Genomic DNA, 24,763 nt, shown 5'->3' on the forward strand with positions numbered 1-24,763 from the left:
TGCGACTGATCACACCGGCGTGCCCGACTCACTCCACGATCTGCCGTCCTTCCGGTTGAGCGCTGCACGAGGCCCGGAAGGCGCAATGGGAGCAGTGCTGCCCCGCGTTCGGTGTGAACCGTTCGTCGAGGACCTTCCCCGCAGCCGTGGCGAGCAGATCTCCGACCCACTCCCCCTCCAGCGGTTCCTGCGCCTGCACCTTGGGGAGGGTCTCGCCGCCGTCCCGCTTGGGTGCGCCCTGGCGCAGCTGGACGAGCTCGGCGCCGCCCGGCTCCGGCCGTACGCCGTCGAAGGCCTCGTCGACGGCGCCCTCGCGGACGGCGAGCTGGTAGACGGCGAGCTGGGGGTGGCGTTCGACCTCGGCGGAACTCACCGGCTGCTTGCCGGTCTTGAAGTCGACGACATACGCGCGGCCCTCGCCGTCGGCCTCCACACGGTCCATCTGGCCGCGGATGCGGACCTCGACCTCGCCCGCCTCCAGGGTGACGTCGAAGTCGTGCTCGCTGGTCACCGGCGTGCGACCGGTGCGGTCCATGACGTGCCACTTCAGGAAGCGTTCGAGCGCCACGCGCGCGTTCTCCTTCTCCTGCGCCGACTTCCAGGGCGCGTCGAAGGCGAGCGCGTTCCACACGGAGTCGAGACGCTCCATGAGGACGTCGAGGTCGGCGGGGGTGTGTCCGGAGGCGACCTCGTCGGCGAGGACGTGCACGACGTTGCCGAAGCCCTGGGCGACCGTCGCGGGCGCGTCGGCCTTCACCTCGCGGCCCAGGAACCACTGGAGGGCGCAGGTGTTGGCGAGCTGGTCGAGGGCGCTGCCGGAGAGCACGACGGGCTCGTCGCGGTTGCGCAGCGGCACCTTGGACTCGGTCGGCTCGAACATCCCCCACCAGCGATAGGGATGGGCGGAGGGGACGAGCGGGCGGCCGTCCTCGTCGGCGAGGGCGGCGAGCCGGGCCAGTCGGCGGGCGGCGGCCTCCCTCAGGGTGTCGGAGACGCGTGGGTCGACGGTGGTGGCGCGGAGTTCGGCGACCAGGGCGGCGACGGACAGCGGGCGGCGGGGACGCCCCGTCACGTCTTTGGGTTCGACGCCGAGTTCGGTCAGGAAACGGGAGGGCTGGTCGCCGTCGTCCGCCGGTGCCTTCACCGCCGTGACCACGAGTCGCTCACGCGCACGCGTGGCGGCCACGTAGAACAGGCGGCGCTCCTCGGCCAGCAGGGCGCCGGGGGTGAGCGGTTCGGCGAGTCCGTCGCGGCCGATGCGGTCGGCCTCCAGGAGGGAGCCGCGGCGGCGCAGGTCCGGCCACAGTCCCTCCTGGACGCCCGCGACGACGACCAGGCGCCACTCCAGCCCCTTGGACCGGTGCGCGGTCATCAGACGGACGGCGTCGGGGCGTACGGCACGCCGGGTGAGGGTGTCGGCGGCGATGTCCTCGGCGTCGATCTCCTCCAGGAAGTTCAGGGCGCCGCGGCCTCCGGTGCGCTCCTCCGCGCGCGCGGCGGTCGCGAACAGCGCGCACACGGCGTCGAGATCACGGTCGGCGTTGCGCCCCGCGGCGCCGCCGCGCCGCGCGGCCCGCTCGAGGCGCCCGGGCCACGGTGTGCCCTCCCACAGGTCCCACAGCGCCTCCTCGGCGCTGCCGCCGTTCGCGAGGCGCTCGCGGGCCTTGCCGAGCAGCGCGCCGAGCCGCTGGGCTCCGCGCGCGTACGCGGGGTCGTGCACGGCCAGCCGTTCGGGCTCGGCGAGCGCCCGCGCGAGCAGCACGTCGGACGGCGGCGGCAGGGCGTTGCCCGCGGCCCGCTCCTCGTCCCGCAGGGCACGCCCGAGGCGGCGAAGGTCGGCGGCGTCCATCCCGGCGAGGGGGGAGGCGAGCAGGGTGAGGGCGGTCTCGGTGTCGAGCCACGAGGTGTCCGACGGCGGTTCCGCGGAGGGGGGCTGCGGCTCGTCGGCCGAGTCCTGCTGCGGCTCATCGTCTGACACGGACTGCGGCTCGTCGTCGGACACCGACTGCGGCTCGTCGTCGGACACCGACTGCGGCTCGTCGGCCGAGTCCTGCTGCGGCTCATCGTCGGACACCGACTGCGACTCGTCGTCGGACACCGACTGCGACTCGTCGGCCGAGTCCTGCTGCGGCTCCTCGCTTGACACCGACCGCGGCTCACCGGCCGAGTCCTGCCGCGCCGCCTCCTCGGGCACCGACCGCGCCTCGCCGGAAGCGTCGCCCTCCTCAAGCCGTACGACGCCCTCCGCCGCCTCCGCCGTGGCCACTGCCCGCAGCGCCGTCAGCAGCGGCGCCACCGCCGGTTCGTGTCGCAGGGCCAGGTCGTCGCCGTCGATGTCGAGGGGGACTCCGGCCGCTGTGAGAGCGCGCCGGACCGTCGGAATGGTGCGGGATCCCGCGCGCACCAGCACCGCCATCTCGCCCCAAGGGACGCCGTCCTCCAGATGCGCCCGGCGCAGGATGTCCGCGATGTTGTCCAGTTCGGTGCCGGACGTCGGGTATGTGTACACCTCCACGCGTCCCCCGTCCCGGACCGGGGCGAGCTCGCGGTGGGCGCGGACCTTCTCCGCCGGCAGCCGGGTCAGCGGCATGCGCTGGGTCACCAGGCGGGTCGCGGCCAGCAGGGCGGCCCCGGAGCGGCGGGAGGTGCGCAGGACCTCGACGGGGGCCGTCCGGCCGTCCGCGCGCGGGAAGGCGTACGGGAAGTCGAGGATGCCGTTGACGTCCGCGCCTCGGAACGCGTAGATCGACTGGTCGGGATCGCCGAAGGCGACGAGGGTGCGGCCACCCCCGGCGAGCACCTGCAGCAGCCGTACCTGGGCCGGGTCGGTGTCCTGGTATTCGTCGACGAACACGGCGTCGTACTGGGCGGCGAGTCGCTCGGCGACCTCGGGGCGGCGAGCGAGGAGCACCGCGCGGTGGACGAGTTCGGCGTAGTCGAGGACGCCCTGCAGGTCGAGGACGTCGAGGTACTCGGCGAGGAAAGCGGCCGCGGCCCGCCAGTCGGGGCGGCCGATGCGGCGGGCGAAGGCGTCCAGGGCGCCCGGTCCGAGGCCCAGTTCGCGGCTGCGGGCGAGGACCGCGCGGACTTCGTCGGCGAAGCCGCGGGTGGTCAGACAGGCGCGCAGTTCGTCCGGCCAGCGCACGTGCGCGAGGCCGAGCCGCTCCAGGTCGGGCTGACCGGCGAGCAGTTCGCGTACTGCCACGTCCTGCTCGGGTCCCGACAGCAGCCGCAGCGGTTCCACGAACAGGTCGCTGTCCTGGTGGGCGCGGACCAGGGCGTAGCAGAACGAGTGGAAGGTGGTCGCCTGCGGCGCGCGCGCCGCTCCTATGCGCAGCGCCATGCGGTCGCGCAGCTCGACGGCCGCCTTGCGGCTGAACGTCAGCACGAGCACGCGCGCGGGGTCCCCTCCACGAGCGATTCGTGAGGCCACCGACTCGACGAGCGTGGTCGTCTTCCCGGTGCCCGGACCTGCAAGAACGAGCAAAGGGCCGCTTCCGTACTCAACCACGGCGCGCTGCGCGGCGTCCAGACGAGGGGGATCCACCCGGGCCGGCGGGGTACGCACCAGTCGGTAAGCGCCACGGGTCCCCTGTCGCACCGGGGAGTGCGACAGACGCCTGGTGGAGGAAGAGGAGCTCACGTGGTTCGCCGGTCCTGGTGGGTGTGCTGTTGGGCGGCCCGCCGCGCGTGGAGGGCGGTGGACGGGGGGTGAGGGGGACGCGTGCAGGCGACGCTACGCCGACGCCGAGTGCGGAAGCAGGACTTCCGCTTCTTCCCGCGGGACCCATGCGGCCCACGCGACACGTACGTCCCTCACCCCACGAACGTACGGCATGCCACGGACGTGCCCTGTTTCCCCCGTACGGGCCTCAGGGTGTCCCGGGGCCCGCGGGATGGCGGAAGCTGTCAGGTGTGACCCTCCGCACGATCGCCGCCGTCCCAGCGCGCTCGTCTCATGTCGAGGCGTGGCAGATGGTTCTCGGCGGCCCTGCTCGCCTCCTTCAGGGGCGTGCCCTCGGCGCGGTAGTGGCCGAGGGCCCGCAGTTCGTGCCCGGGAAGCAGGACGCCGTCCGAGCGGACGACACGCCACCACGGCACGGCTCCGCCGTACAGGGCCATGACCCGGCCCACCTGCCGGGGGCCGCCCTCCTCCAGCCACTCGGCGACGTCGCCGTACGTCATGACGCGCCCGGGCGGAATGCGTTCGGCGACGTCGAGGACCCGCTCGGCGTACTCCGGCAGGGTGTCCGCGTACTCCGGGTGGGCGTCCCGAGGAAGGCTCTGCTCGCTCATCCGCCCCATCCTGCCCCACCCCACCGACAATGTGACGGGCTCGCGACGGTGCGTATCCCTCGCCCAGGGACAGCGCTTCCGGCAGACTGTGCGCCCCCGCATGTGCACCCTGACGCCCCCGTGTGTCGGTGGGGCATGCCACCATCGTGCGGGCGGTGACTGGTGATACGAGATCAAGAAGAGACGATGAAGCCACAGGGTGTGCACCCGGAGGACGCCGAGAGCACCTCTGACGCTTCGTCGCGCCCCGACACCGCCGACACGGACGGCAAGGACACCGACGACTGCGTCGAGGAGGTGCACGTCGACGAGGTCGAGAGCGACGAACCGTTGCTTCCCGCGCGCGTGCACCGGCCCTCCGACCTCATGCGACTGCTGGTCGGTGTGCTGGCCGTCGTCGTGCTGCTCGCGATCGCCGCGTTCGCGCACGGCACCACCTCCGGCCTCGAACAGGACATCAACAAGGGCACCGGGCAGGCGCCCGACCTGCTCATCAAGATCGCCGGTCTCGCCTCCAGCATCGCGATCCTCCTCGTCCCGGTCGCCTTCGCGATCGAACGGCTGATCAAGCGCGACGGACTGCGGATCGCCGACGGCGTGCTCGCCGCGGTCCTCGCCCACGGTGTGACTCTCGCCACCGACCTGTGGGTCGCCAAGGCCGCCCCGGGCTCGATCCAGGAGGCGCTCACCCAGCCTTCCCCCGGCGACATCCATGCCCTCACCGACCCGGTGCACGGTTATCTGGCGCCCGTCATCGCCTATATGACGGCCGTCGGCATGTCCCGCAGGCCGCGCTGGCGGTCGGTGCTGTGGATCGTGCTGATGCTCGACGCGTTCTCGATGCTCGTCACCGGCTACACCACACCGTTCTCGATCATCCTGACGGTGCTGATCGGCTGGACGGTCGCCTACGGGACGCTGTACGCGGTCGGCTCGCCCAATGTCCGGCCCACCGGGCGGACGCTGATCGCGGGCCTCAGGACCGTCGGCTTCCACCCGGTCAGCGCGGCCCGCGAGGAGGCCTCGGAGACCGCGGAGAACAGCGACCGCGGCCGGCGCTACTTCGTCACCCTGGAGGACGGCCCCCCGCTGGATGTGACGGTGGTCGACCGGGAGCAGCAGGCGCAGGGCTTCTTCTACCGCGTGTGGCGCAATCTCACGCTGCGCGGCTTCGCCACCCGCAGCAGCCTCCAGTCGCTCAGGCAGGCGCTGGAGCAGGAGGCGCTGCTCGCCTATGCGGCCATCGCGGCCGGTGCCAACGCGCCCAAGCTGATCGCCACCTCCGAGCTCGGCCCCGACGCCGTGATGCTGGTCTACGAGCACACCGGCGGGCGCACGCTCGAGTCACTGGCCGAGGAGGAGATCACCGACGAACTGCTGCGCAACACCTGGCGTCAGGTGCAGGCGCTGCAGTCGCGGCGTATCGCGCACCGCAGGCTCGCGGGTGACGCGATCTTGGTGGATCGTTCCGGTGCGGTGATCCTCACCGATCTTCGTGGCGGCGAGATCGCGGCCAGCACCCTGCTGCTGCGCATGGACGTCGCCCAGCTGGTGACGACCCTGGGACTGCTGGCCGGCGCGGAGCGCGCGGTGGCCTCGGCGGTCAGCATCCTCGGCCCGGACGCCGTGGCCGACTGTCTGCCGATGCTGCAGCCCATCGCGCTGACGCGCTCCACGCGCGCGACGCTGCGCAGACTGGCCCGGGAACGGGCCCAGCGCGAGCGTGAGGCGGTCCTGGACGCGGCCCAGCAGGCCAAGCAGGCCCATTTGGAGGAGACGCCGGAGGACGCCAGACCCGTACTCGAGAAGCCCGACAAGAAGACCGTCAAGGCGGAGGCGCGGGCCGAGAAGCGGGCCATCGACGAGGCCATCGAGGAGGCGCGCGAGGAGGACCTGCTGACGCAGATCCGCCACCAGGTGCTGCTGATCAGGCCACAGGCACCGGTCGAACCGGCCCGCCTGGAGCGGGTGAAGCCGCGAACTCTGATCAGCTTCATCGCGGGTGCCATCGGCGCGTACTTCCTGCTGACGCAGCTCACCCACATCGAGTTCGGGCCGCTCGTCGCCAACGCCGAGTGGGGCTGGGTCGCGGCTGCCGTGCTGTTCTCGGCGTGCAGCTACTTCGCCGCGGCCATGGCGCTGCTGGGCTTCGTGCCCGAGCGGGTGGGGTTCCTGCGGACGGTCGCGGCCCAGGTCGCCGGTTCGTTCGTGAAGATCGTCGCGCCGGCCGCGGTCGGCGGTGTGGCTCTCAACACGCGCTTCCTGCAACGCCAGGGGGTGCGGCCGGGGCTCGCGGTGGCGAGTGTCGGCGCCTCGCAGTTGTTCGGGCTCGGCTGCCACATCCTGATGCTGCTGTCCTTCGGCTATCTGACCGGTACCGAGAAGACGCCGTCGCTGTCGCCGTCCCGAACGGTCATCGCGGGTCTGCTGACGGTGGCGGTGCTCGTGCTCGTGGTCACCTCGGTGCCGTTCCTCAGGAAATTCGTCGTCACGCGCGTGAGGTCGCTGTTCGCGGGTGTCGTGCCGCGCATGCTGGACGTGCTCCAGCGGCCGCAGAAGCTGGTCACCGGCATCGGCGGCATGCTGCTGCTGACGGCCTGCTTCGTGATGTGCCTGGACGCCTCGATCCGCGCCTTCGGCCAAGAGGGGACGTCGCTCAGCATCGCCAGCGTCGCCGTCGTCTTCCTCGCCGGCAACGCGCTCGGGTCGGCGGCTCCGACACCGGGTGGTGTGGGGGCCGTGGAAGCCACTTTGACGGTCGGTCTGATCGCCGTGGGGCTCCCCAAGGAAGTCGCTGCCCCGGCCGTCCTGCTGTTCCGTCTGCTGACGCTGTGGCTGCCGGTGCTGCCGGGCTGGCTGGCCTTCAACCAGCTGTCCCGCAAGGGCGCGCTGTAGTCTGTACCGCCGAGCCGGGACAGCTACCTCTTACGGCTCGCGCCCCGAGCGTGCCCGCGCGCGCGAGCGCAGGATGGGGTCATGCCGAACCCCCTTCGACTGCGCGCCGCCGCCCTGACCGCCACCGCCCTTCTGCTGACCTCCGTGCTGGCGGGCTGCGGCGACGACTCCCAGGACGAGGACCTGTCGGCTCAGAAGCTGAGTTGGAAGGACTGCCCGGCACCCTCCCGGGCCGAGGGCGGCGGTGACGCCCCTTCCCCGCTGCCGGGCGACGAGGAGTGGCAGTGCACCACCCTCAAGGCCCCTCTCGACTGGGCGAAGCCCAAGGGCGACACGATCGGCCTCGCCCTGATCCGGGCGAAGGCCAGTGGCGCCGAGGACAAGCGCATCGGCTCGCTCGTCTTCAACTTCGGCGGGCCCGGCGGCTCGGGTGTCACCACGCTCCCCGCCTTCGGCACGGACTACGCGAAACTGCGCACCCGCTACGACCTGGTGAGCTTCGACCCCCGGGGGGTCGGCCGCAGCGTCCCCGTGGAGTGCCTGAACGACCCCCAGCTCGACGTGTACTTCGAGCAGGACTGGACCCCTGACGACGAGGCCGAGCGCGCCTCGCTGCTCGACAACACCAAGGAGTTCAACGCGGCCTGCGAGGAGAACTCCAGGAAGATGCTGCCGCATGTGCGCACGACCGACGCGGCCCGCGACATGGACCTGATGCGCCAGGTCCTCGGCGACGACAAGCTGTACTACTTCGGCATCTCGTACGGCACGGAACTCGGCGGTGTCTACGCCCATCTGTTCCCGAAGCACGTGGGGCGCGCGGTCTTCGACGCGGTCGTCGACCCTACGCAGAGCAGCGAACAGGGTTCGCTCGGACAAGCCGAGGGATTCCAGCTCGCGCTCGACAACTTCGCCGAGGACTGCACCTCGCAGCCCACGGACTGCCCCGTGGGCGACACCGCGCAGGACGTCAAGAACCGCATCGCCGCTCTGCTGGCCGAGCTCGACAAGAAGCCGATCCCCGGCCTCGGGCAGCGGGTGCTGACCCAGACCGCCGCGACCAACGGCATCGTGCAGGCGCTGTACTCGAAGGACTTCTGGGAGTACCTCACCGAGGGCCTGGAGCAGGCGTACGACGGTGACGGGAGCATCCTGATGCTGCTGTCCGACTCGCTGAACGGGCGCAGCGAGAACGGCGAGTACAGCAACATCGCCGCGGCCAACATCTCCATCAACTGCGCCGACGACAAGTCCCGGTACACCTCCGCCGAAGTCGAGCGGAAGCTGCCCGAGTTCCGCGCCGCGTCCCCTCTGTTCGGCGACTTCATGGCCTGGTCGATGGTGAACTGCACCGACTGGGCCGTGGCGGGCGCCGCCGACCATCCCGACGTGAGCGCCACCGGCTCGGCACCGATCCTGGTCGTGGGCAACACCGGGGACCCGGCGACCCCGTACGAGGGCGCGCGCAGGATGGCGGAGGCGCTCGGAGCGGGCGTCGGGGTCGAGCTGACGTACAAGGGGCAGGGGCACGGAGCGTACGACAGCAAGAACAAGTGCGTTCAGGATGCCGTGGACGGCTATCTCCTGAACGGCAAGGTGCCGACAGCCGGGACCGTCTGCTCCTAGCGCCACCGCAGCCTCCGAGCATCCAGTGAAATCGCTGGTCAGAGGGTTATCCACAGGCCCCGACGGGTGTCACGTGATCGGCCTACCATGGCCGGACCGACGTTCGTGGCTCGGCACGGACGGTTTGGGAGGGGGACTGGAATGGGGCGTTTCGTACGGTGGGCGGCTGTGACCGCCGCGGCCGCACTGCTGGCAGCGGGCTGCAGCGGCGGCTCGTCCGGCGGCGGTGAGGAGGACGAGCGGTCGGGCAGCGCGAGGCCCACCACCACGGGCGGGAAAGGGCTGCCCGCCGCGCTGACCTCGCAGAAGCTCGAGTGGGAGCGCTGCAAGGCCACCGCGGACTCCTCGCCACCCGGCAGAGACTGGCAATGCGCGACGTTGAAGGTGCCGCTCGACTGGTCGAAGCCGGACGGCGGGACGATCGACCTCGCGCTGATCCGCTCCAAGGCCCGCGGCGGCGACCGCATCGGCTCGCTCCTGTTCAACTTCGGCGGCCCCGGCGCGTCGGGCGTCGCCGGAATGCCCGGGTACGCCGCCACGGTCTCCCTGCTGCGCGAGCGGTACGACCTGGTGAGCTGGGACCCGCGTGGGGTCGGCGCCAGCGAAGGCGTCCGTTGCCGTGGCGACAAGGAGACCCAGGCCGCAGAGGCGGTGGACGCCACCCCGGACACCCCAGCCGAGGAACGGGCGTACCTCCGCGACGCCACCGACTTCGCCCAGGGCTGCGAGAAGGGCGTGGGCAGACTGCTGGCGCATGTCTCGACCACCGACACCGCGCGGGACATGGACCTGATGCGCCAGGTCCTCGGCGACAGCGAGCTGCACTACTTCGGCATCTCGTACGGCACCGAACTCGGCGGCGTCTACGCCCACCTGTTCCCCGGGAATGTCGGGCGGCTGGTGCTGGACGCGGTCGTCGATCCGACCGCCGACCTGGTGGACCACCGCAAGAACCAGGCCCAGGGCTTCCAGCGCGCCCTCGACAACTACCTCGAATCCACCGGACAGGACCCGGAGAAGGGCACCCGGAAGATCGCGGACCTGCTGGAGCGGATCGATGCGGACCCGCTGGACACGTATTCCGGGCGGAAGCTGACGCAGGTGCTGGCGTTCACCGGCATCGTCTGGCCGTTGTACCGCCAGGACAGCTGGCCCTCGCTGACCAGCGCTCTCGACACGGCCGAGCAGGGGGACGGCTCCGAACTGCTGGCGCTCGCCGACGGCTACAACGAACGGGATGTCTCGGGCCGTTACGGCCTGCTGACGCAGTCACAACGAGTCATATCGTGCGTGGACGACAAGCAGCGGCCCACGCTCGCGGAGACGAAGAAGCTGCTGCCCGAGTTCGAGAGGATCTCGCCCGTGTTCGGCCCCTTCCTCGGCTGGGACGCGGCCGGCTGGTGCCACGACTGGCCGGTGCCCGGGCAGTACGAGACCCCGGAGGTGAGCGCACCCGGTGCGGCACCGGTCCTGGTGATCGGCAACACGGGCGACCCGGCGACCCCGTACGAGGGGGCCCGCAGGATGGCGGACGAGTTGGGCAAGGGGGTCGGCGTGGAGCTCACCTGGAAAGGCGAGGGACACGGGGCGTACGGGAACGGGAGCGACTGTGTGAACTCCACGGTGAACGCGTATCTGCTGAAGGGCACGGTGCCGAAGGACGGCAAGGTCTGCGGCCGCCAGTAGCGGAAAGGGGCCCGGCACACCTGGTGCCGAGCCCCTCCCGGGAAGACATGTGCCTAGTAGACCGGCTTGTCCGGCTCGATCTGGTTGACCCAGCCGATCACACCGCCGCCGACGTGCACGGCGTCGGAGAAGCCCGCGGACTTCAGGACCGCGAGGACTTCCGCACTGCGGACACCCGTCTTGCAGTGCAGGACGATCTTCTTGTCCTGCGGGAGGCCCTCCAGGGCGGTGCCCATGAGGAACTCGTTCTTCGGGATCAGCTTGGCGCCCGGGATCGAGACGATCTCGTACTCGTTGATCTCACGGACGTCGATGATCTCGATGTTCTCGCCGTCGTCGATCCACTCCTTGAGCTGCTTCGGAGTGATCGTCGAACCGGCGGCCGCCTCCTGGGCCTCCTCGGAGACGACGCCGCAGAAGGCCTCGTAGTCGATGAGCTCGGTGACGGTCGGGTTCTCGCCGCAGACCGCGCAGTCCGGGTCCTTGCGGACCTTGACCTGGCGGTACTGCATCTCGAGGGCGTCGTAGATCATCAGGCGGCCGACGAGCGGCTCGCCGACGCCCGTGAGGACCTTGATCGCCTCGGTGACCTGGATGGAGCCGATGGACGCGCACAGCACGCCCAGCACGCCGCCCTCGGCGCAGGAGGGGACCATGCCGGGGGGCGGGGGCTCCGGGTAGAGGCAGCGGTAGCAGGGGCCGTGCTCGGACCAGAACACGGAGGCCTGGCCGTCGAAGCGGTAGATCGAGCCCCAGACGTACGGCTTGTTCAGCAGCACGCACGCGTCGTTGACCAGGTAGCGGGTCGCGAAGTTGTCGGTTCCGTCGACGATCAGGTCGTACTGGCTGAAGATCTCCATCACGTTCTCGGCCTCGAGCCGCTCTTCGTGAAGGATCACGTTCACGTACGGGTTGATGCCGAGGACCGAGTCGCGCGCGGACTCGGCCTTGGAGCGGCCGATGTCGGCCTGGCTGTGGATGATCTGGCGCTGCAGGTTCGACTCGTCGACCTCGTCGAACTCCACGATGCCGAGCGTGCCGACGCCCGCCGCGGCCAGGTACATCAGCGCCGGCGAGCCCAGGCCGCCGGCGCCCACACAGAGCACCTTGGCGTTCTTCAGCCGCTTCTGCCCGTCCATCCCGACGTCGGGGATGATCAGGTGGCGGGAGTACCTGCGGACCTCGTCTACGGTGAGCTCGGAGGCGGGCTCGACCAGGGGTGGCAGCGACACGGGGACTCCGTTGGTCGGTCAATCACTACAGTTGTTCTCCCCGTAACACTGCCATGGGCTTCTTCATTCCGAGACACCCGTTCCGATCCGCGAGACGATTTCGTCCCAGTAGCCGGGCATGGTCTCCCAGGGGTCGACGCGGCCGCCGCGGTCCGTGCGGTCGGTGAACCAGATCGTCGAGGCACCCTGCCAGCGCGCGATCCGCAGGGCCTCCTCGAGGTGCGGGCCCGGCACTCCGTGGACGAAGTGGCAGAAGCGGTCGGGCGGGTAGTCGGCGGTCCACTCGGCCACCTGCGACCAGCGGTAGTCGCTCCAGGGGCCGGAGAAGGTGACCAACTGGTCGGCGTTCTCGGCATAACCGGGGTGGGGATGGGTGCCGTGGCCGAGGACGATGTGGGCATCGTCACGGATCGCGCGGAGCGCGGTGACGGTGCGGCGGACTTCGGGGAGCGCGGCGTGTTCGGCCGGGCAGTGGTCCAGGAAGAAGCCGTCGGCCTGGTACCAGTCGACGTAGCGGTGCGCCTCGGGGACCAGCTCGCCGCAGGTGCGGACCCCGGAGGTGTCGAGGTGGCCGAGGACGCGGACGCCCGCGTTGCGCAGCCGGCCGGCCGCTTCGAGGCAGTGCGGGTCGGGACGGGCACCGGGTCCGTCGGCGACGTTGAGGACGGCCCAGTCCAGTGGGGTGCCGGGACGGGTGAGTTCGGCCCATTCGGCAGGGGCGACCAAGGGATGGGCGAAGCCGGGGGCACCGAAGCCGACGCGCAGGTCGGTGCTCGGCGTGTTTGTCTTCGTGCTGGTCAGATGCGGCATGCCGCCTCCATCCAGATGTCGGCGAGGGACTCTTCGAGGTTGATCCGGGGGCGCCAGCCGAGCCGGTCGCGTGCGGTGCGCACGTCGGCCTGCTGCCAGCTGCCGCAGCCGTCGGGGTACGGGTACGCGACGGGTCCGGCGTGCTCCGATTCGGAGCGGGGGTGCCCGATGGTCGCCCTCAGCTGGCCGGGGGGACCGTCGAGTTCATGGAGGGCGCCGCCGTATCCGGCGACCCGGGCCAGGACGGCGGCGGCGTCGCGGAGGCGGACGGCACGGCCCGATCCGATGTTGATGACGCCCTGTGCGGCGGAGAGCGAGGCCGCGTGGACGGCGCGGGCAACGTCGCGGACGTCGACGAAGTCGCGCTGGGCGCCGAGGCCGGCGAGTTTCAGTTCGCCGTCGCCGGACTGCATGGCGCGGCGCATGGCCTCGGCGAGACGGCCGAGCGGGGAGCCCGCGGGAGTGCCGGGGCCCGCCGGTGAGAAGACCCGCAGGACGACCGCGTCCAGGCCCGACCCGAGGACCAGTTCGGTGGCGGCGAGTTTGCTGACGCCGTACGGGCCGCCGGGGCGGGGGACGGCGTCCTCGGCCGTGGAGGAGCCGGGCTGGCTGGGGCCGTACTCCGCGCCGCAGCCGATCTGCACCAGGCGGGCAGCGCAGCGGCTGCGCCGCATGGCCTCGCAGACGGTGGCGACCGCGACCGTGTTGTGGCGGGTGAGTTCGCGGGCACCGCCGCGGGTGGCGCCGGCGCAGTTGACGACGACGCCCGGGGTGGACCGCGTCGAGGAAGCGGGTGAGGGCGCCGGGGCTGCCGGACGCGAGGTCGAAGCGGACGTCGGCGTCGTCGCCGCGGCCGAGCGCGGTGAGCTGGACGGCGGGGTCGGCGAGCAGGCGGTCGGCGACGAAGCGGCCGAGGTAGCCGTTGGCTCCGATCAGCAGGACTCTCATCGGGCTGCTCCCGGGGCCTTGGGGGCAGGTCGGGAGGTGGTCATTGCGGGTTCTCCTTCGGGAGGGGCTTGCGAATTGCTTCGGCGGTAAGGCCGGGGTGCCTGCGGCGGCCTGTGCGGGTTCAGCGGGGCGGTTGCGCCCACGGCGGGCGGGTGGTCGCGTCTACGGCGGGTGTGTCGCTCGGGGCCGGGTCAGCACGGGTCCTCCAGCTGGGCGTGGGCCGATGCCCTGGTCAGCCTGCGGATCCCGTGGATCAGCAGGGCCAGGGCGCCGATCCCGCAGGAGAGGGTCTGGATGCCGCCCACGCCCCAGAGGTCCACGAGGGCTTCCACCGGAGCGGTCAGGAAGCCGCAGCCGGGCAGGCGGGAGGCGAAGGCCGCGGCCAGGGTCGTCGCCTGGGCTGTCGCGGCGGCGATGAGCACCACCGCGGGGGCGTGGGTGAAGCCGTGGACGGTGAGGAGGCGGGCGAGAAAGAGGAGGGCGCCCAGGGCGATGACTTGTGGGTGCGCGGACGGTTCGTCCAGGGCGGCGCCGGACAGGGCCGAGAGAGCCGTCAGGGCGCACAGATACAGGGCGAACGTGCCGAGCAGCAGAGGACGTACGGAGGCCGCGAAGTCCTCCAGGCCTCGGCTGACGGTCAGTTTGCTGCGGGCGCGCGCCGCGAACAGGTGGGCGCACCAGGCCGCCGGAGCGCAGGACAGGGCCAGGGCGAGGACGGGAGCCGTGGCCATGGGCCAGGGGGCGTCGGCGGCGCCGGTGGGCAGGGCGTCGGGACCGCCGGTCACGGCCGCCGTGAGGAGTCCGTCGCCTAGGGCTGCGTAAGTGAGGAGCCAGTACGTCCAGGTGGAGGTGCCGGTGGTGGGTGCGCGGTCGGGGATGCCGAGGGGGCCGCGGGACAGGGCCGCGCGCATGGCCATGGACACGGCCAGGAAGCCCACCAGGGCGGCGACCAGGCGGGACTGGCCGTCGGTGAGGCGGATCCCGGCCACCGTGGCCGCGCAGAGGGCGCCGGGGAGGAGCGTGAGCAGGGCCCAGTCGGCACGGGCACGAGGTGCCTGCTCCGCCGTGGGGGGCGGGGGCGTCTCGCCGTCCCTCGGGACGCGGGCGTACATCTCCTCGGCGAGGGAGAAGACGTCCCGGTGCCGGAAGCGGACGGCGGTGCGGTCGGTGACGCCGTGCGCCTCGAGACCCGCGGCGATCTCCAGGGGGTCGACGGCCCGGTCGCACAGCTCGCGGTGACGGTGCATCAGGGCTTTCACCGGGTCGGCCGGTGAACGGCGGACGGGGCCGGGGGTGGGCTTGCGGCCGGTGGAGGCCTCGGGGGCGCGGGGGGCGGCTGCCGAGGGGGTATGCGAGTCCGCGCCCTCGGAAGCGTCGGGGGTGTGTGCGCCAGTGCCCTCCGAGGACACCGGGGTGTGCGCTCCGGCGTCTCCTGAGGACTCGGGGGTGCGCGCGCGGGTGTCTCCCGAGGTCACGGGCGTGTGTGCGGCGGCACCCCCAGCGGACTCAGGGGCGTGCGCGGCGGCGCCCCCGGAAGCCTCATCGGTGAGCGGCTCCGGCCCACCGGTGAGTATGTCGGCGACGCCCGGCTCACCCCTTTCGGACTCTCCGGACGCCTTGGAGGCCGTGGAGGCCTTGGACGCTCCGGATCCTCCGAACTCCTCGGAACCTCCGGACTCCTCGGAACCTCCGGACTCCTCGGAACCTCCGGACTCCTCGGAACCCCCGGACTCCTCGGAACCCCCGAACTCCTCGGAACCCCCGAACTCCTCGGAACCCCCGAACTCCTCGGACTTCTCGCGGCTCTCCACGGCTCGCGGCTCCGAAGTTCCCGACGTTCCCGATGCCCCAACGCCCCCCGTGCCGCCATCCGCCCTGTGCTCGCCCGCCCCCCGCCCGCCCGCCATGGACGTCTCCCGCGTCAGCCACTCCTCGGACTCCGTGTCCCACGCAGCCGAGCTGCCCGGGGTGCCGGGGCGGTCGAGTCCCACGTCGCTCATCCGGACGCTCCTTCCGTGGCGGCGAGGGGAGGCGTCGCGCGGACCGGGGGTCCCGCGGCCCAGCCGGGGCCGCCGCGGGCCACGACGCGGTTGCTCAGCTCGGTCCAGTGGCCGGGGACATGGGCCTCCGCGGGGGCGGCGAACGGGAGGGGCTCGCCGGTGTCGTCCAGCACGACCCGGCGGACCGGCGTGTGCGAGACGATCTCCAGGTAAATGCTGTGAAATGCCGTGATGTTCTGCTCCACGGTGAACAGTTCGAGTGCGCGGGCGCGCGCGGCGGCGCCGAGGCGCTCACGACGCTCCGGGTCGCGCAGCAGCGTCACGCACGCCTCCGCGAGCGCCTTCGGATTGCGCGGCGGGACGACCAGTCCCGTGCCGCCGATGACCTCCACGACCGCGCCGACGTCGGTGGACACGGTGGCCCGGCCGCAGAACATGGCCTCGACGAGACTGATCGGGAAGCCCTCGACGACGCTGGACAGGACGGTGACCGCGCCCGAGGCGTAGGCGTCGGCGAGGGTCGGCACCTCGGGACCGCCGATCTCCTCGAAGGAGACGGGGTTGTCGCCGACGGCGTGCAGCCCCTCCGCCTCGTCCGGGAAGAGCTGCGCGGCCAGCGCCTTGCAGTGCCCCAGATACGCCGCGCCCTCGGGGCCGGTGGGCGCGCCGACGATTCTCAGCCGTGTCTTGGGCTCCTCCTTGCGGATCTCCGCGAAGGCGTGGAGGAGGGAGATCAGGTCCTTGGCGGGTTCGACACGGCCCACCCAGACCAGCCTGTCCGGGTCCCCGCACTCCGCGGACTCCCCCACCTCCGTGAAGCGGGCGGCGTCCATACCGGAGTAGACCGTGCGCAGCTTCTCGCGGTCGGCGCCGCAACGCTCCTGCCAGCGGCGGGCGTGGGTGTTGCCGGGCGTGACGACCGCGGCCCGTCGGTAGGTCTCGGTGGCCAGCCGACCGTGGAAGGCGGCGAGCAGGGCCCGTACGGCGGGCGCGGACTCGGTGTCCGCCAGGTAGTGCGTGCGCAGCCGCACGCCGTACTCGGTCACCAGCAGCGGGACGCCGCAGAAGTGGTGCGCGAGGAGACCGGGCAGGGCGGCCGAGCCGCCGGAGGCCGCGTGGCACAGGTCGACCGCGCCGAGGCCGTCGTCCTCGTACCAGTCGAGCGAGAGGGGGCGCAGGGCGCGCTCAAGGTGCGCGGCGACGGCCAGCAGATCCGGTACGCGCGCCTCGCGCGCCGTCTGCCGGGCGCCGGGGGCGCGACAGGCGCGCTCCAGGGTGCGTACGGCGGTCTCGGAGCGGAGCGCCCCCACCAGTCCGCCCTCGTCGCGGGCGAGTTCGGCGAGCCCGTACAGGGCGCTGGCGAAACGGTCCGCCTCAGCGGCCGACGACTCCCCCGAGGCGTCGCCGACCCCCCCTACGCTCAGCGCCGCCACCAACTCGCCGTAGGACTCGGCGAACCGACGGCGCGCCCGCCTGCCGTACACCACCCCGTCGTCCGCCGCGGTCCACAGCGGGGCCGTGATGACCCGGCCGACCTGCGGCGGCAGCTGGACCCAGCCCTCGTCCTCCTGGCGCTCGCTGCGACTGAGCGCGTAGATGTCGAACTCGTGCTGCTCGAGGCCGCGCACGAGTCGGTCGCACCAGAGCCTGGCGTCACCGCTCACATACGGATAGCCACCCTCCGTAAGCAGTCCTATGCGCACGAGTGCGCCCCCGATCTCCCGTGTCGAGAGCCGCCGTTGGCCCGGCGGCTCGCAGCGGGACGAACGTATGCGGACAAGGCGGTGGCGCGACGGACGGTTGTCCATCGCGCCACCAAAAGGGGGTGAACGGTCGTAACTTTCGCGCGCGGATCGCGTTCGGTCGCGCTAGGAGATCATGTGGACACGGAACGTCAGGTCACGGCCACTTCCCGGCGCTCCGCCCTTCGCCGGGCCGCGATCCGCGGATCGAGCGCCGGTACGGCGGCCAGGAGCTGCTTGGTGTATAGGTCCCGAGGGTTGTCGTACACCTCGTCGGCGGGCCCGGTCTCGACGATCCGGCCGCGCCGCATCACGGCGACCCGGTCGCTGACCTGGCGTACGACGGCCAGGTCGTGCGCGACGAAGACGAGCGCGAGTCCGAGTTCCCGCTGCAACTCACCGAGCAGGGCGACCACCTGGGCCTGGGTGGTGACGTCGAGCGCGGAGACCGGCTCGTCGCAGACGATGACGCGCGGGTCGGCCGCGAGCGCCCGCGCGATGCCCACGCGCTGGCGCTGGCCGCCGCTGAACTCGTGCGGGTAGCGGTCGTAATGCGCCCCTTCGAGCCCCACGCGCTCCAGGAGTTCCGTCACGCGCGCCCTGATCCGCTTCTCGTCCCGTTCACCACGGGCGCGGAGCGGGTCGGCGATCGACTCGCCCACGCCGCGGCGTGGGTTCAAGGAGGAGACGGGGTCCTGGAAGACCATCTGCACGGCCGGGTTCAGGCCCGCGCGCGCGTGGCCGTCGTGACGGACCTCGCCCGCCGTCGGCTCCAGCAGCCCGACCAGCATCCGTCCCAGCGTCGTCTTGCCGCTGCCGCTCTCGCCGACGACGCCGAGGGTCTCGCCCCGGTGGACCGTCAGCGAGACGTCGTCGACCGCCGCGAAGGCCTTCTTGCCGCGCCCGAACTCGCGCCGCAGGCTCTTCGCTTCAAGAACCACCTCGCCGGAGGCCTGGGAAGGTGTCCGCGGCGCGTCCACGCGCGGTACCGCGGCGAGCAGTTCACGCGTGTACGCCTCCGCGGGCGCCCCGAGCACCGCGCCGACCGGCCCCTGCTCGACCGCGCGACCGTGCCGCATGACGAGCACGTCGTCGACGCTCTCGGCGGCGACGCCCACGTCGTGCGTGACGAGCAGCAGGCCCATGCCGGTCTCCTGGCGCAGGCTGTGCAGCAGGTCGAGGATCTGGGCCTGGACGGTCACGTCGAGCGCGGTCGTGGGCTCGTCGGCGATCAGCAGCTCGGGCTCGCAGGCCAGCGCCATCGCGATGAGGGCGCGCTGACGCATACCGCCGCTGAACTCGTGCGGACGGGCCCGGGATCGCCGTACGGCGTCCGGAATGCCGACCCGGTCCAGCACCTCCACGGCACGCGCGCGTGCCGCTCGTCGCGACACACGCGTGTGCACGCGGTACACCTCGGCGATCTGGTCGCCGATCGCGTAGTACGGGTCCAGGGACGACAGCGGGTCCTGGAAGACCATCGCCGCCTTCGCGCCCCGCAGCCGCCGCAGGTCGTCGTCCGACGCCTGCTGTACGTCCGCCCCGGCGACCTCGACCGAGCCGCCCACGCGGGCGCCCGTGCCCCGGTGCAGCCCGAGCAGGGCCGAGGCGACGGTGGACTTGCCGGAGCCGGACTCGCCGACCAGGGCGAGGGCGGCGCCCTCCTCCAGGCGGAAGGAGAGGCCGTCGACGGCACGCAGGTCGCCGAACTCGACGGTCAGGTCCGTGACATGGACGAGGCTCATACGAGCACCACCCGTCGGTCGGCCACCGCGTACAGGACATCCGCGACGGCATTGGCGAGCACCACGAAGAAGCCGATGACCAGGACCATGCCGACGACGACCGGGAGGTCGACGACGGTGACGGCGTGGACCAGTTCCTGGCCGATGCCGGGCAGGCCGAACAGTGACTCGACGAGGACGGCCCCGCCCATCGCGCTGCCGAAGTCGTTGGCGTTCAGGGCGATGATCGGTGCCAGGGCCCCGCGCAGGGCGTGCCGGCCGACGATCGACCGCTCGCCGACGCCGTAGGCCCGGAAGGTGCGGATGTGGTCCTCGGCGAGCGTCTCGAGCATCGACGCACGGGTCAGCCGCGCGAAGTAGGCCGCCTCGGCGAGGGCGAGCGTGACCCAGGGCAGCAGCAGGCCCCACATCCACTGCTCGGGGTCGTCGGAGAAGGAGACGTACTCCGGGAAGGGCAGTATCTCCAGCTGCCCGCAGACCACGATCATCAGGACGAGGCCGATGACGAAGACGGGTGTGGCGACTCCCGCGAGGGTGAGGCCGGTCAGCGCGCGCTCGGTGAAGCGGCCGCGCCGCCAGGCGGACAGCACACCGGTGCCGACGCCCAGCAGCAGCCAGAGCACCATCGCGCCGACCACCAGCGACAGGCTGACGGGCAGCTTGTCCAGGATGATCTGCGTGACCTGCTGGTCGCTCTGGTACGACAGCCCGAGGCAGGGCGCCGGGCAGTGCTCGACCGAGGTGCCGGTGGAGTAGTCGTGGCCTGCGACGATGCCCTGGAGGAAGTGCCAGTAGCGCAGGTACAGCGGGTCGTCGAGCCGGAGTTGCTGGGCGACCTGGTGCACCTGTTCCGGCGAGCAGCGCGGACCGCAGGAGATCTGGGCGACGTTGCCGGGAGTGGCGTAGAAGACCACGTAGATGATGACCGAGAGGGCGAGCAGGGTGAGTACGGCGCTCACGGTCCGGCGCAGGGCGAATCCGGTGAAGCCGCTCATGCGGTGCCCTCCTTTCCGGCCTTGGACTCCTGCTTGCGGCCCGTGCCGATGCGCAGGCGGGAGGCCGCGCGCGGGTCGAGGGCGGTGCGGACGCCGTCGCCGAGGACGGTGAGCGCGAGGACGGTGAGGAACAGCGCGGCCGCGGGCAGCAGCAGGTACTGCGGGGCCGCCTGGTACCAGACGTCGGCCGAGGAGAGCATCTGTCCCCAGGACGGGGTGGGCGGCTTCACGCCGACGCCGAGGAAGGACAAGGAGGCCTCGATGGTGATGTTCGCCGGCACCATCAGTGCCGCGTAGGTGATGACGGGCGCGCCGAGGCCGGGCAGCAGTTCCCGGCGGGCGATCCGCAAGGTGCCCCAACCGCTCAGCCGGGCGGCGGCCACGTAGTCGAGTTCCTTGAGGGTGAGTGTCTGGGCGCGCGCGATCTTGCCGATCGTTCCCCAGGCGACGAAGCCGATGATGAGCGCGACCAGGACCGGCCTCGGGAAGCTGCTCGGCACGATGGCCAGCAGCGCCAAAGCCATGATCATCAACGGCATGGCCACGATGATGTCGGTGATCCGGCTCAACAGTTGATCAACCCATCGGTTGCCGAGCGCGGCCGCGACGCCCACGACGACGCCGAGGAAGACCTGTACGGCGGTCGCGGTCAGCGCGACGCCCAGGGAGACCCGGGCGCCGTACAGCAGACGCGCGAACAGGTCGCGTCCGGTCTGCGGTTCGACGCCGAGCCAGTGGTCCGCACTGATGCCTCCGAAGGACCCGATGGGCACGCCACCGCGCGCGGAGTCCACCAGGGAGGGGTGGTAGGTGGTCGGGTCCTGGCCCTCCAGCGCGGTGAGCAGGGGCGCCGCGAGCGCCACCAGGACGAGCAGGGCGACGACGAGCGCCGCGACCATGGCGGCGCGCTGCGCCCGCAGCCGCCGCCAGAACTGACGGGCCCCCGAGGCCCCCGGGACGGAAGCCTCGGGAACCTCGGTGGCGACAAGTGCCTCGCTCATCGGGTTACTTGACCGCGACCTGCGAGATGTCCAGCACACCGGTCCAGTCGCTGATCACGACGTTCTTGATGTCCTTGCCGTACAGACGCTTGTAGACCGGGTGGAACAGCGGCACGGTCAGTGCCTGCTCGCCGATCTTCTTGTCCAGTGCACCCCACCGCTTGGCGGCAGCGTCAAGATCGGTCAACTTGTTGATCGCGTCAATCTCGTCATTGACCGACTTGTCATTGAGCAGGCCCGTGTTGAAGTTCGCGCCGTCCTTGACGATCTGACGGCCGTCGAAGATCGGGGCGAGGAAGGGTCCGCCGGAGGGCCAGTCGGCACCCCAGTGGGCGAGGAAGAAGCCGGGCTCGGTCTTCACACTGTGGATCTTGTCCGAGTAGTCGTTGTCCTCCAGGCCCTGGAGCTTGACCGTGATGCCGGCCTTCTTGAGCGCGTCCTGGATCGCGGTCGCGATCTCGGGGCTGGTCTCGAAGTCCTTGGCGTTGGAGTGGGTGAGCGTGACCGTGAGCCCGTTCGGGTGTCCGGCCTCCTTGAGCAGCTCCTTGGCCTTCGCCGCGTTGCCCGTCGCACCGGCCGGGAAGAGGTCGTACGGCTCGTAGCCGAAGGACTTCTGGTTCGGCAGGAAGGTGGTGGCGGACTCGGCGAGCGCGCTGCCGCCGGCCGCGTTCACCACGGAGGACCGGTCGATGGCGTACGAGATGGCCTGCCGCACCTTGACGTTGTCGAACGGCTTGACCGTCGGGTTGAACGCTATGTAGTTGGTGTAGCCGAAGTGCCCGGTGCCGACGCGGGAGGCGAGTTCCTTGTCGCCCGTCACCTTGGCGAGTTCGGCCGGGCCGAGGTTGGTGTCCGTGGTGACCGCGGCGGTGTCCGCACCCTGGGACGCCGACAGCCGCTGGTTGATCACCGATGAGTCGAGCCCCGACTTGACGTCGATCCTGTCCGGGTACGCCTTTCGCTCGGCGTCCGTGGAAGTGGACCAGTACGTGTTGCGCTCCAGGACGAGGTGCTCACCGTCGTTGTCGTTCGTGACGACCTTGTACGGGCCGGACGAGACGGGGTGCTCCTCGTACTTCGTACCGGTGTCCTTGGCCTTCGGGACGGGCGTGAACTGCGTCTGCGTGGCCAGGAAGGGGAACTCGCCCTCGGGCTTGTTCAGATGGAAGACGATGGTGCGGGCGTCCGGCGTCCCGATGGCCGCGAGACCCTTCTTGTCCTTGTACGGCCCCTGGTAGTCCGCCGCGCCGACCAGCCAGTCCCGCAGGTAGGGGGCGCCGCCGGAGAGTTCGGGCGCGAAGGAGCGCTCGATGCCGTACTTGATGTCGGCCGAGGTGATCGCGGTGCCGTCCTCGTACTTGAGTCCGGCCTTCAGCGTGTACGTCCACACGGTCGCGTCCTTGTTGGGGCGCCCGGTGTCGGTGGCGAGGTCGGGGACGACCTCGGCCCCGGCGGCGCCGTTCTCGCGGTTGCGGGTGGTGAGGGTGCGGAAGACGAGCGAGGGCACGTTGCCGCCGCCGGAGGTGTACAGGCGGGCGGGGTCGAAGTCCTGCTGCGGGTTGGAGTTCAGCACCGTGAGGGTGCCGCCCTTGTGGGGCGTGGAGTCGCCACCGGAGCTCTTGGCATCGTTGTCCTCAGGTCCGCAGGCGGCGGCGCCCGCTGCCAGAACCAGGCTTACGGATACCGCTGCCACACGGCGCGTGGTGAGGGACGGTGGACGCATCGGAGACGACCTCTCGAATGATGGGTCTCGAATGGCGAGACAGATTGACGAAGGATGAGACGAAAGTGGACAGACGTCTGCCCCGGCGTCGGGTCGTCGAAAGAGCCGTGACTCAGGTCACGGAGAAAATGCGGGATTCGCGACGCGCGCGCCTGAGGGCGGGCGTCAGCGACAGAGAATGTCGGCCACGCAGAGCGGGGTCACACCGATGAGCGCCAGCTGGATGGCGGCGCTGCTCTCGACGGCATGACTAGACCACATGCGCAGCAATATGTACGACCGAATCAACCCATGTCAATGTGACATGGGCGCCATCCATCAACTCCCGGGGTACGGCCAGGCGTTGGCCCGGCAGTGGATCCCGTCGTGGTCGAGGAACTTGGTCTGCTGCTGCATCACCGGCGCGAGCTCGCCGTTCTTGTCGCAGGTGACATGGGAGTAGCCGAGGCGGTGACCGACTTCGTGGTTGATCAACATTTGACGGTAGGCATGGATCTGGTCACCGTATGTACTTGATCCCTGCGCCCATCGATACGCGTTGATCATCACGCGTTCGGTGGCGGCCGAGTCGCACGAGACGTTGTCCTCGGTGGTGTCGAGACCGGACTTGGCGCACCAGTCGGCCGTGGTGCCGGGACTGGCGAGCGTGATCACGAAGTCGGGTTTGCCCGAGTAGACGCGCTCGAAGGTCCGGGCGCCGCCGTGGGCCCAGCTGCGGTCGTCGTTGAGCGTCTTCTGCACGGCCTCGGCGAAGAGTGCGCCGTCGAGTCCGAGACCCTGCTCCACGTCCACGCGGTAGGTGTACTTCTGTCCCTTGCCGGGCGCCTTGTCGACCCCCTGGATCGCGTCGAACTTCCCCGAGCCGTCGAGCTTGGCGCTGAGCGGGTACTTGGTGGCCATCGCCTGTTCGTACGTCAGCGTCGCCACGCTCGCCGAGGAGGACGGCGTCGGCTGCCCCTCCGCGCCCGTGACGGTGTCGCGGGCGTCCCGGGCCTGGTCGGTCGCGGACTGCGTGCCCACGGCGGTGTCGCGCCCGTCGGTGACCTGTCCTGCCACGACGACGGCGAGCACCGTGACGACGGCGGCGGCCGCGATGCCGGTGAACGCCCGGCCCTTGCCGCCCTTGGCCACCGGCGGCGCGTCGTCAGGGTCGGGCCGGGCGCCCTCGTCGGTGTCGGTGTCGTCGGGCCAGTCGGTGACCGAGCCGTACGGGCCGGAGGCGTGCGCGGCGACGGGCGCGCCGGCTCCCGGGACGGGACCGTTCGCGGGAGCGGTGCTGCTGGGCCCACCAGGGCCACGCGGGCCGCCGGGCGCGAAGACGTCGACCTCGTCGGTGAACGCGTCGACGTAATCCTGTCGTGGCCCCGACCTCGATCCCGACGGGCCCTGCCGCTGCCGCGGAGGAGCGGCTCCCGGTCCGGCGGCGGCGTGCCCGTCCGGCCCCCGATCGCTCGACTCCCCCCAGCCGCCCCCGGATTCACGCTGCTCGGGATGGCCGCCACGGACCCGGGGGACACCATGGGCCGGGGTGCCGTCGGCCTGCCGCGGGAAACCGTGCGGGGGCGTCCCGTCCGGGAACCGCCGCACACCTTGGCCCGACGGACCGTCGGACACCCGAGGGACTCCACGCGCCGGCGTGCCGTCGGGCAGCCGAGGAAAGCCGTGCGCGGGCGTCCCGTCCGGGAGCCGCGGAAACCCGTGCGCAGGCGTCCCGTCCGGAACCCGGGGAAAGCCGTGCGCGGGCGTCCCATCCGCAAGCCGAGGAATGCCACGCGCAGGGGCGCCGTCCGCAAGCCGAGGAAACCCGTGCGCAGGCGTCCCGTCCGGAACCCGGGGAAAGCCGTGCGCGGGCGTCCCATCCGCAAGCCGAGGAATGCCACGCGCAGGGGCGCCGTCCGCAAGCCGAGGAAACCCGTGCCCGGGCGTCCCGTCCTGAACCCGCGGAAACCCGTGCGCAGGCGTCCCCTCCGCAGCCCGGGGAACGCCACGCCCAGGCGTACCGTCCCCAAGCCGAGGAAAACCGTGTGCAGGCGTGCCATCCGGAAGCCGCGGGCCGCCCTGCGC

The 24,763-nt window shown here is 71.4% G+C and carries 15 protein-coding genes and 1 pseudogene; 3 read left to right on the top strand and 13 right to left on the bottom strand.

Annotated features, from left to right (window positions below):
- Window positions 1–28: 28 nt before the first annotated feature.
- Entirely contained in the window at window positions 29–3,643 is a 3,615-nt protein-coding gene (locus M2157_RS17325) for an ATP-dependent DNA helicase (protein ID WP_280865670.1), read from the bottom strand.
- A gap of 266 nt (window positions 3,644–3,909) precedes the next feature.
- A complete protein-coding gene (locus M2157_RS17330) occupies window positions 3,910–4,296 on the bottom strand; it encodes an MGMT family protein (RefSeq protein ID WP_280862679.1) in 387 nt (128 codons plus the stop codon).
- Between the two features lie 186 nt (window positions 4,297–4,482).
- Here M2157_RS17330 and M2157_RS17335 point away from each other — a divergent pair, with 186 nt between their 5' ends.
- The 3 genes from M2157_RS17335 (at window position 4,483) to M2157_RS17345 (ending at window position 10,503) form a co-directional block, all read left to right on the top strand.
- Window positions 4,483–7,191, top strand: coding sequence for a lysylphosphatidylglycerol synthase domain-containing protein (locus tag M2157_RS17335; protein ID WP_280862680.1), 2,709 nt, complete (start codon window positions 4,483–4,485; stop codon window positions 7,189–7,191).
- A gap of 81 nt (window positions 7,192–7,272) precedes the next feature.
- Complete coding sequence (locus tag M2157_RS17340; protein ID WP_280862681.1) at window positions 7,273–8,817, top strand: alpha/beta hydrolase; 1,545 nt, start codon at window positions 7,273–7,275, stop codon at window positions 8,815–8,817.
- A 141-nt stretch (window positions 8,818–8,958) separates the two neighbouring features.
- A complete protein-coding gene (locus M2157_RS17345; protein ID WP_280862682.1) occupies window positions 8,959–10,503 on the top strand; it encodes an alpha/beta hydrolase in 1,545 nt (514 codons plus the stop codon).
- 53 nt (window positions 10,504–10,556) lie between these two features.
- Here M2157_RS17345 and moeZ read toward each other — a convergent pair whose 3' ends face one another.
- The 11 genes and pseudogenes from moeZ to M2157_RS17400 form a co-directional block, all read right to left on the bottom strand.
- The gene (gene moeZ, locus M2157_RS17350) at window positions 10,557–11,735 is read right to left on the bottom strand and encodes an adenylyltransferase/sulfurtransferase MoeZ (RefSeq protein WP_057610084.1); all 1,179 of its coding nucleotides are present in this window, start codon (window positions 11,733–11,735) and stop codon (window positions 10,557–10,559) included.
- 63 nt (window positions 11,736–11,798) lie between these two features.
- A complete protein-coding gene (locus M2157_RS17355) occupies window positions 11,799–12,545 on the bottom strand; it encodes a spherulation-specific family 4 protein (protein ID WP_280862683.1) in 747 nt (248 codons plus the stop codon).
- A pseudogene (locus M2157_RS17360) lies at window positions 12,533–13,493 on the bottom strand (NAD-dependent epimerase/dehydratase). The gene M2157_RS17355 and the pseudogene M2157_RS17360 overlap by 13 nt, the downstream one beginning before the upstream one ends.
- 191 nt (window positions 13,494–13,684) lie before the next feature.
- A complete protein-coding gene (locus M2157_RS17365) occupies window positions 13,685–14,902 on the bottom strand; it encodes a hypothetical protein (protein ID WP_280862685.1) in 1,218 nt (405 codons plus the stop codon).
- Between the two features lie 587 nt (window positions 14,903–15,489).
- The gene (locus M2157_RS17370; RefSeq protein ID WP_280865671.1) at window positions 15,490–17,196 is read right to left on the bottom strand and encodes a DUF3492 domain-containing protein; all 1,707 of its coding nucleotides are present in this window, start codon (window positions 17,194–17,196) and stop codon (window positions 15,490–15,492) included.
- A gap of 191 nt (window positions 17,197–17,387) precedes the next feature.
- Window positions 17,388–18,980 (bottom strand): ABC transporter ATP-binding protein, encoded by a 1,593-nt coding sequence (locus tag M2157_RS17380; RefSeq protein WP_348541794.1) that lies wholly within the window; start codon window positions 18,978–18,980, stop codon window positions 17,388–17,390.
- Window positions 18,977–19,975 (bottom strand): ABC transporter permease, encoded by a 999-nt coding sequence (locus M2157_RS17385; protein WP_280862687.1) that lies wholly within the window; start codon window positions 19,973–19,975, stop codon window positions 18,977–18,979. The genes M2157_RS17380 and M2157_RS17385 overlap by 4 nt, the downstream gene beginning before the upstream one ends.
- On the bottom strand, window positions 19,972–20,976 hold the full coding sequence (locus tag M2157_RS17390) for an ABC transporter permease (RefSeq protein ID WP_280865672.1): 1,005 nt from the start codon (window positions 20,974–20,976) through the stop codon (window positions 19,972–19,974). Before M2157_RS17390 ends, M2157_RS17385 begins: the two co-directional genes overlap by 4 nt.
- A gap of 4 nt (window positions 20,977–20,980) precedes the next feature.
- Window positions 20,981–22,699 carry an ABC transporter substrate-binding protein gene (locus M2157_RS17395; RefSeq protein ID WP_280862689.1) on the bottom strand — a complete coding sequence of 573 codons (1,719 nt, stop codon included), beginning with the start codon at window positions 22,697–22,699 and terminating at the stop codon, window positions 20,981–20,983.
- 165 nt (window positions 22,700–22,864) lie between these two features.
- Window positions 22,865–22,960: an Ms4533A family Cys-rich leader peptide gene (locus M2157_RS49125; RefSeq protein WP_311714713.1), complete on the bottom strand. Its 96-nt coding sequence runs from the start codon at window positions 22,958–22,960 to the stop codon at window positions 22,865–22,867.
- Window positions 22,961–23,017: 57 nt separating this feature from the next.
- Window positions 23,018–24,466 (bottom strand): DUF3152 domain-containing protein, encoded by a 1,449-nt coding sequence (locus tag M2157_RS17400; protein WP_280868220.1) that lies wholly within the window; start codon window positions 24,464–24,466, stop codon window positions 23,018–23,020.
- Window positions 24,467–24,763: the final 297 nt, after the last annotated feature.

It is taken from the genome of Streptomyces sp. SAI-127, assembly GCF_029894425.1.
Lineage (GTDB): Bacteria > Actinomycetota > Actinomycetes > Streptomycetales > Streptomycetaceae > Streptomyces.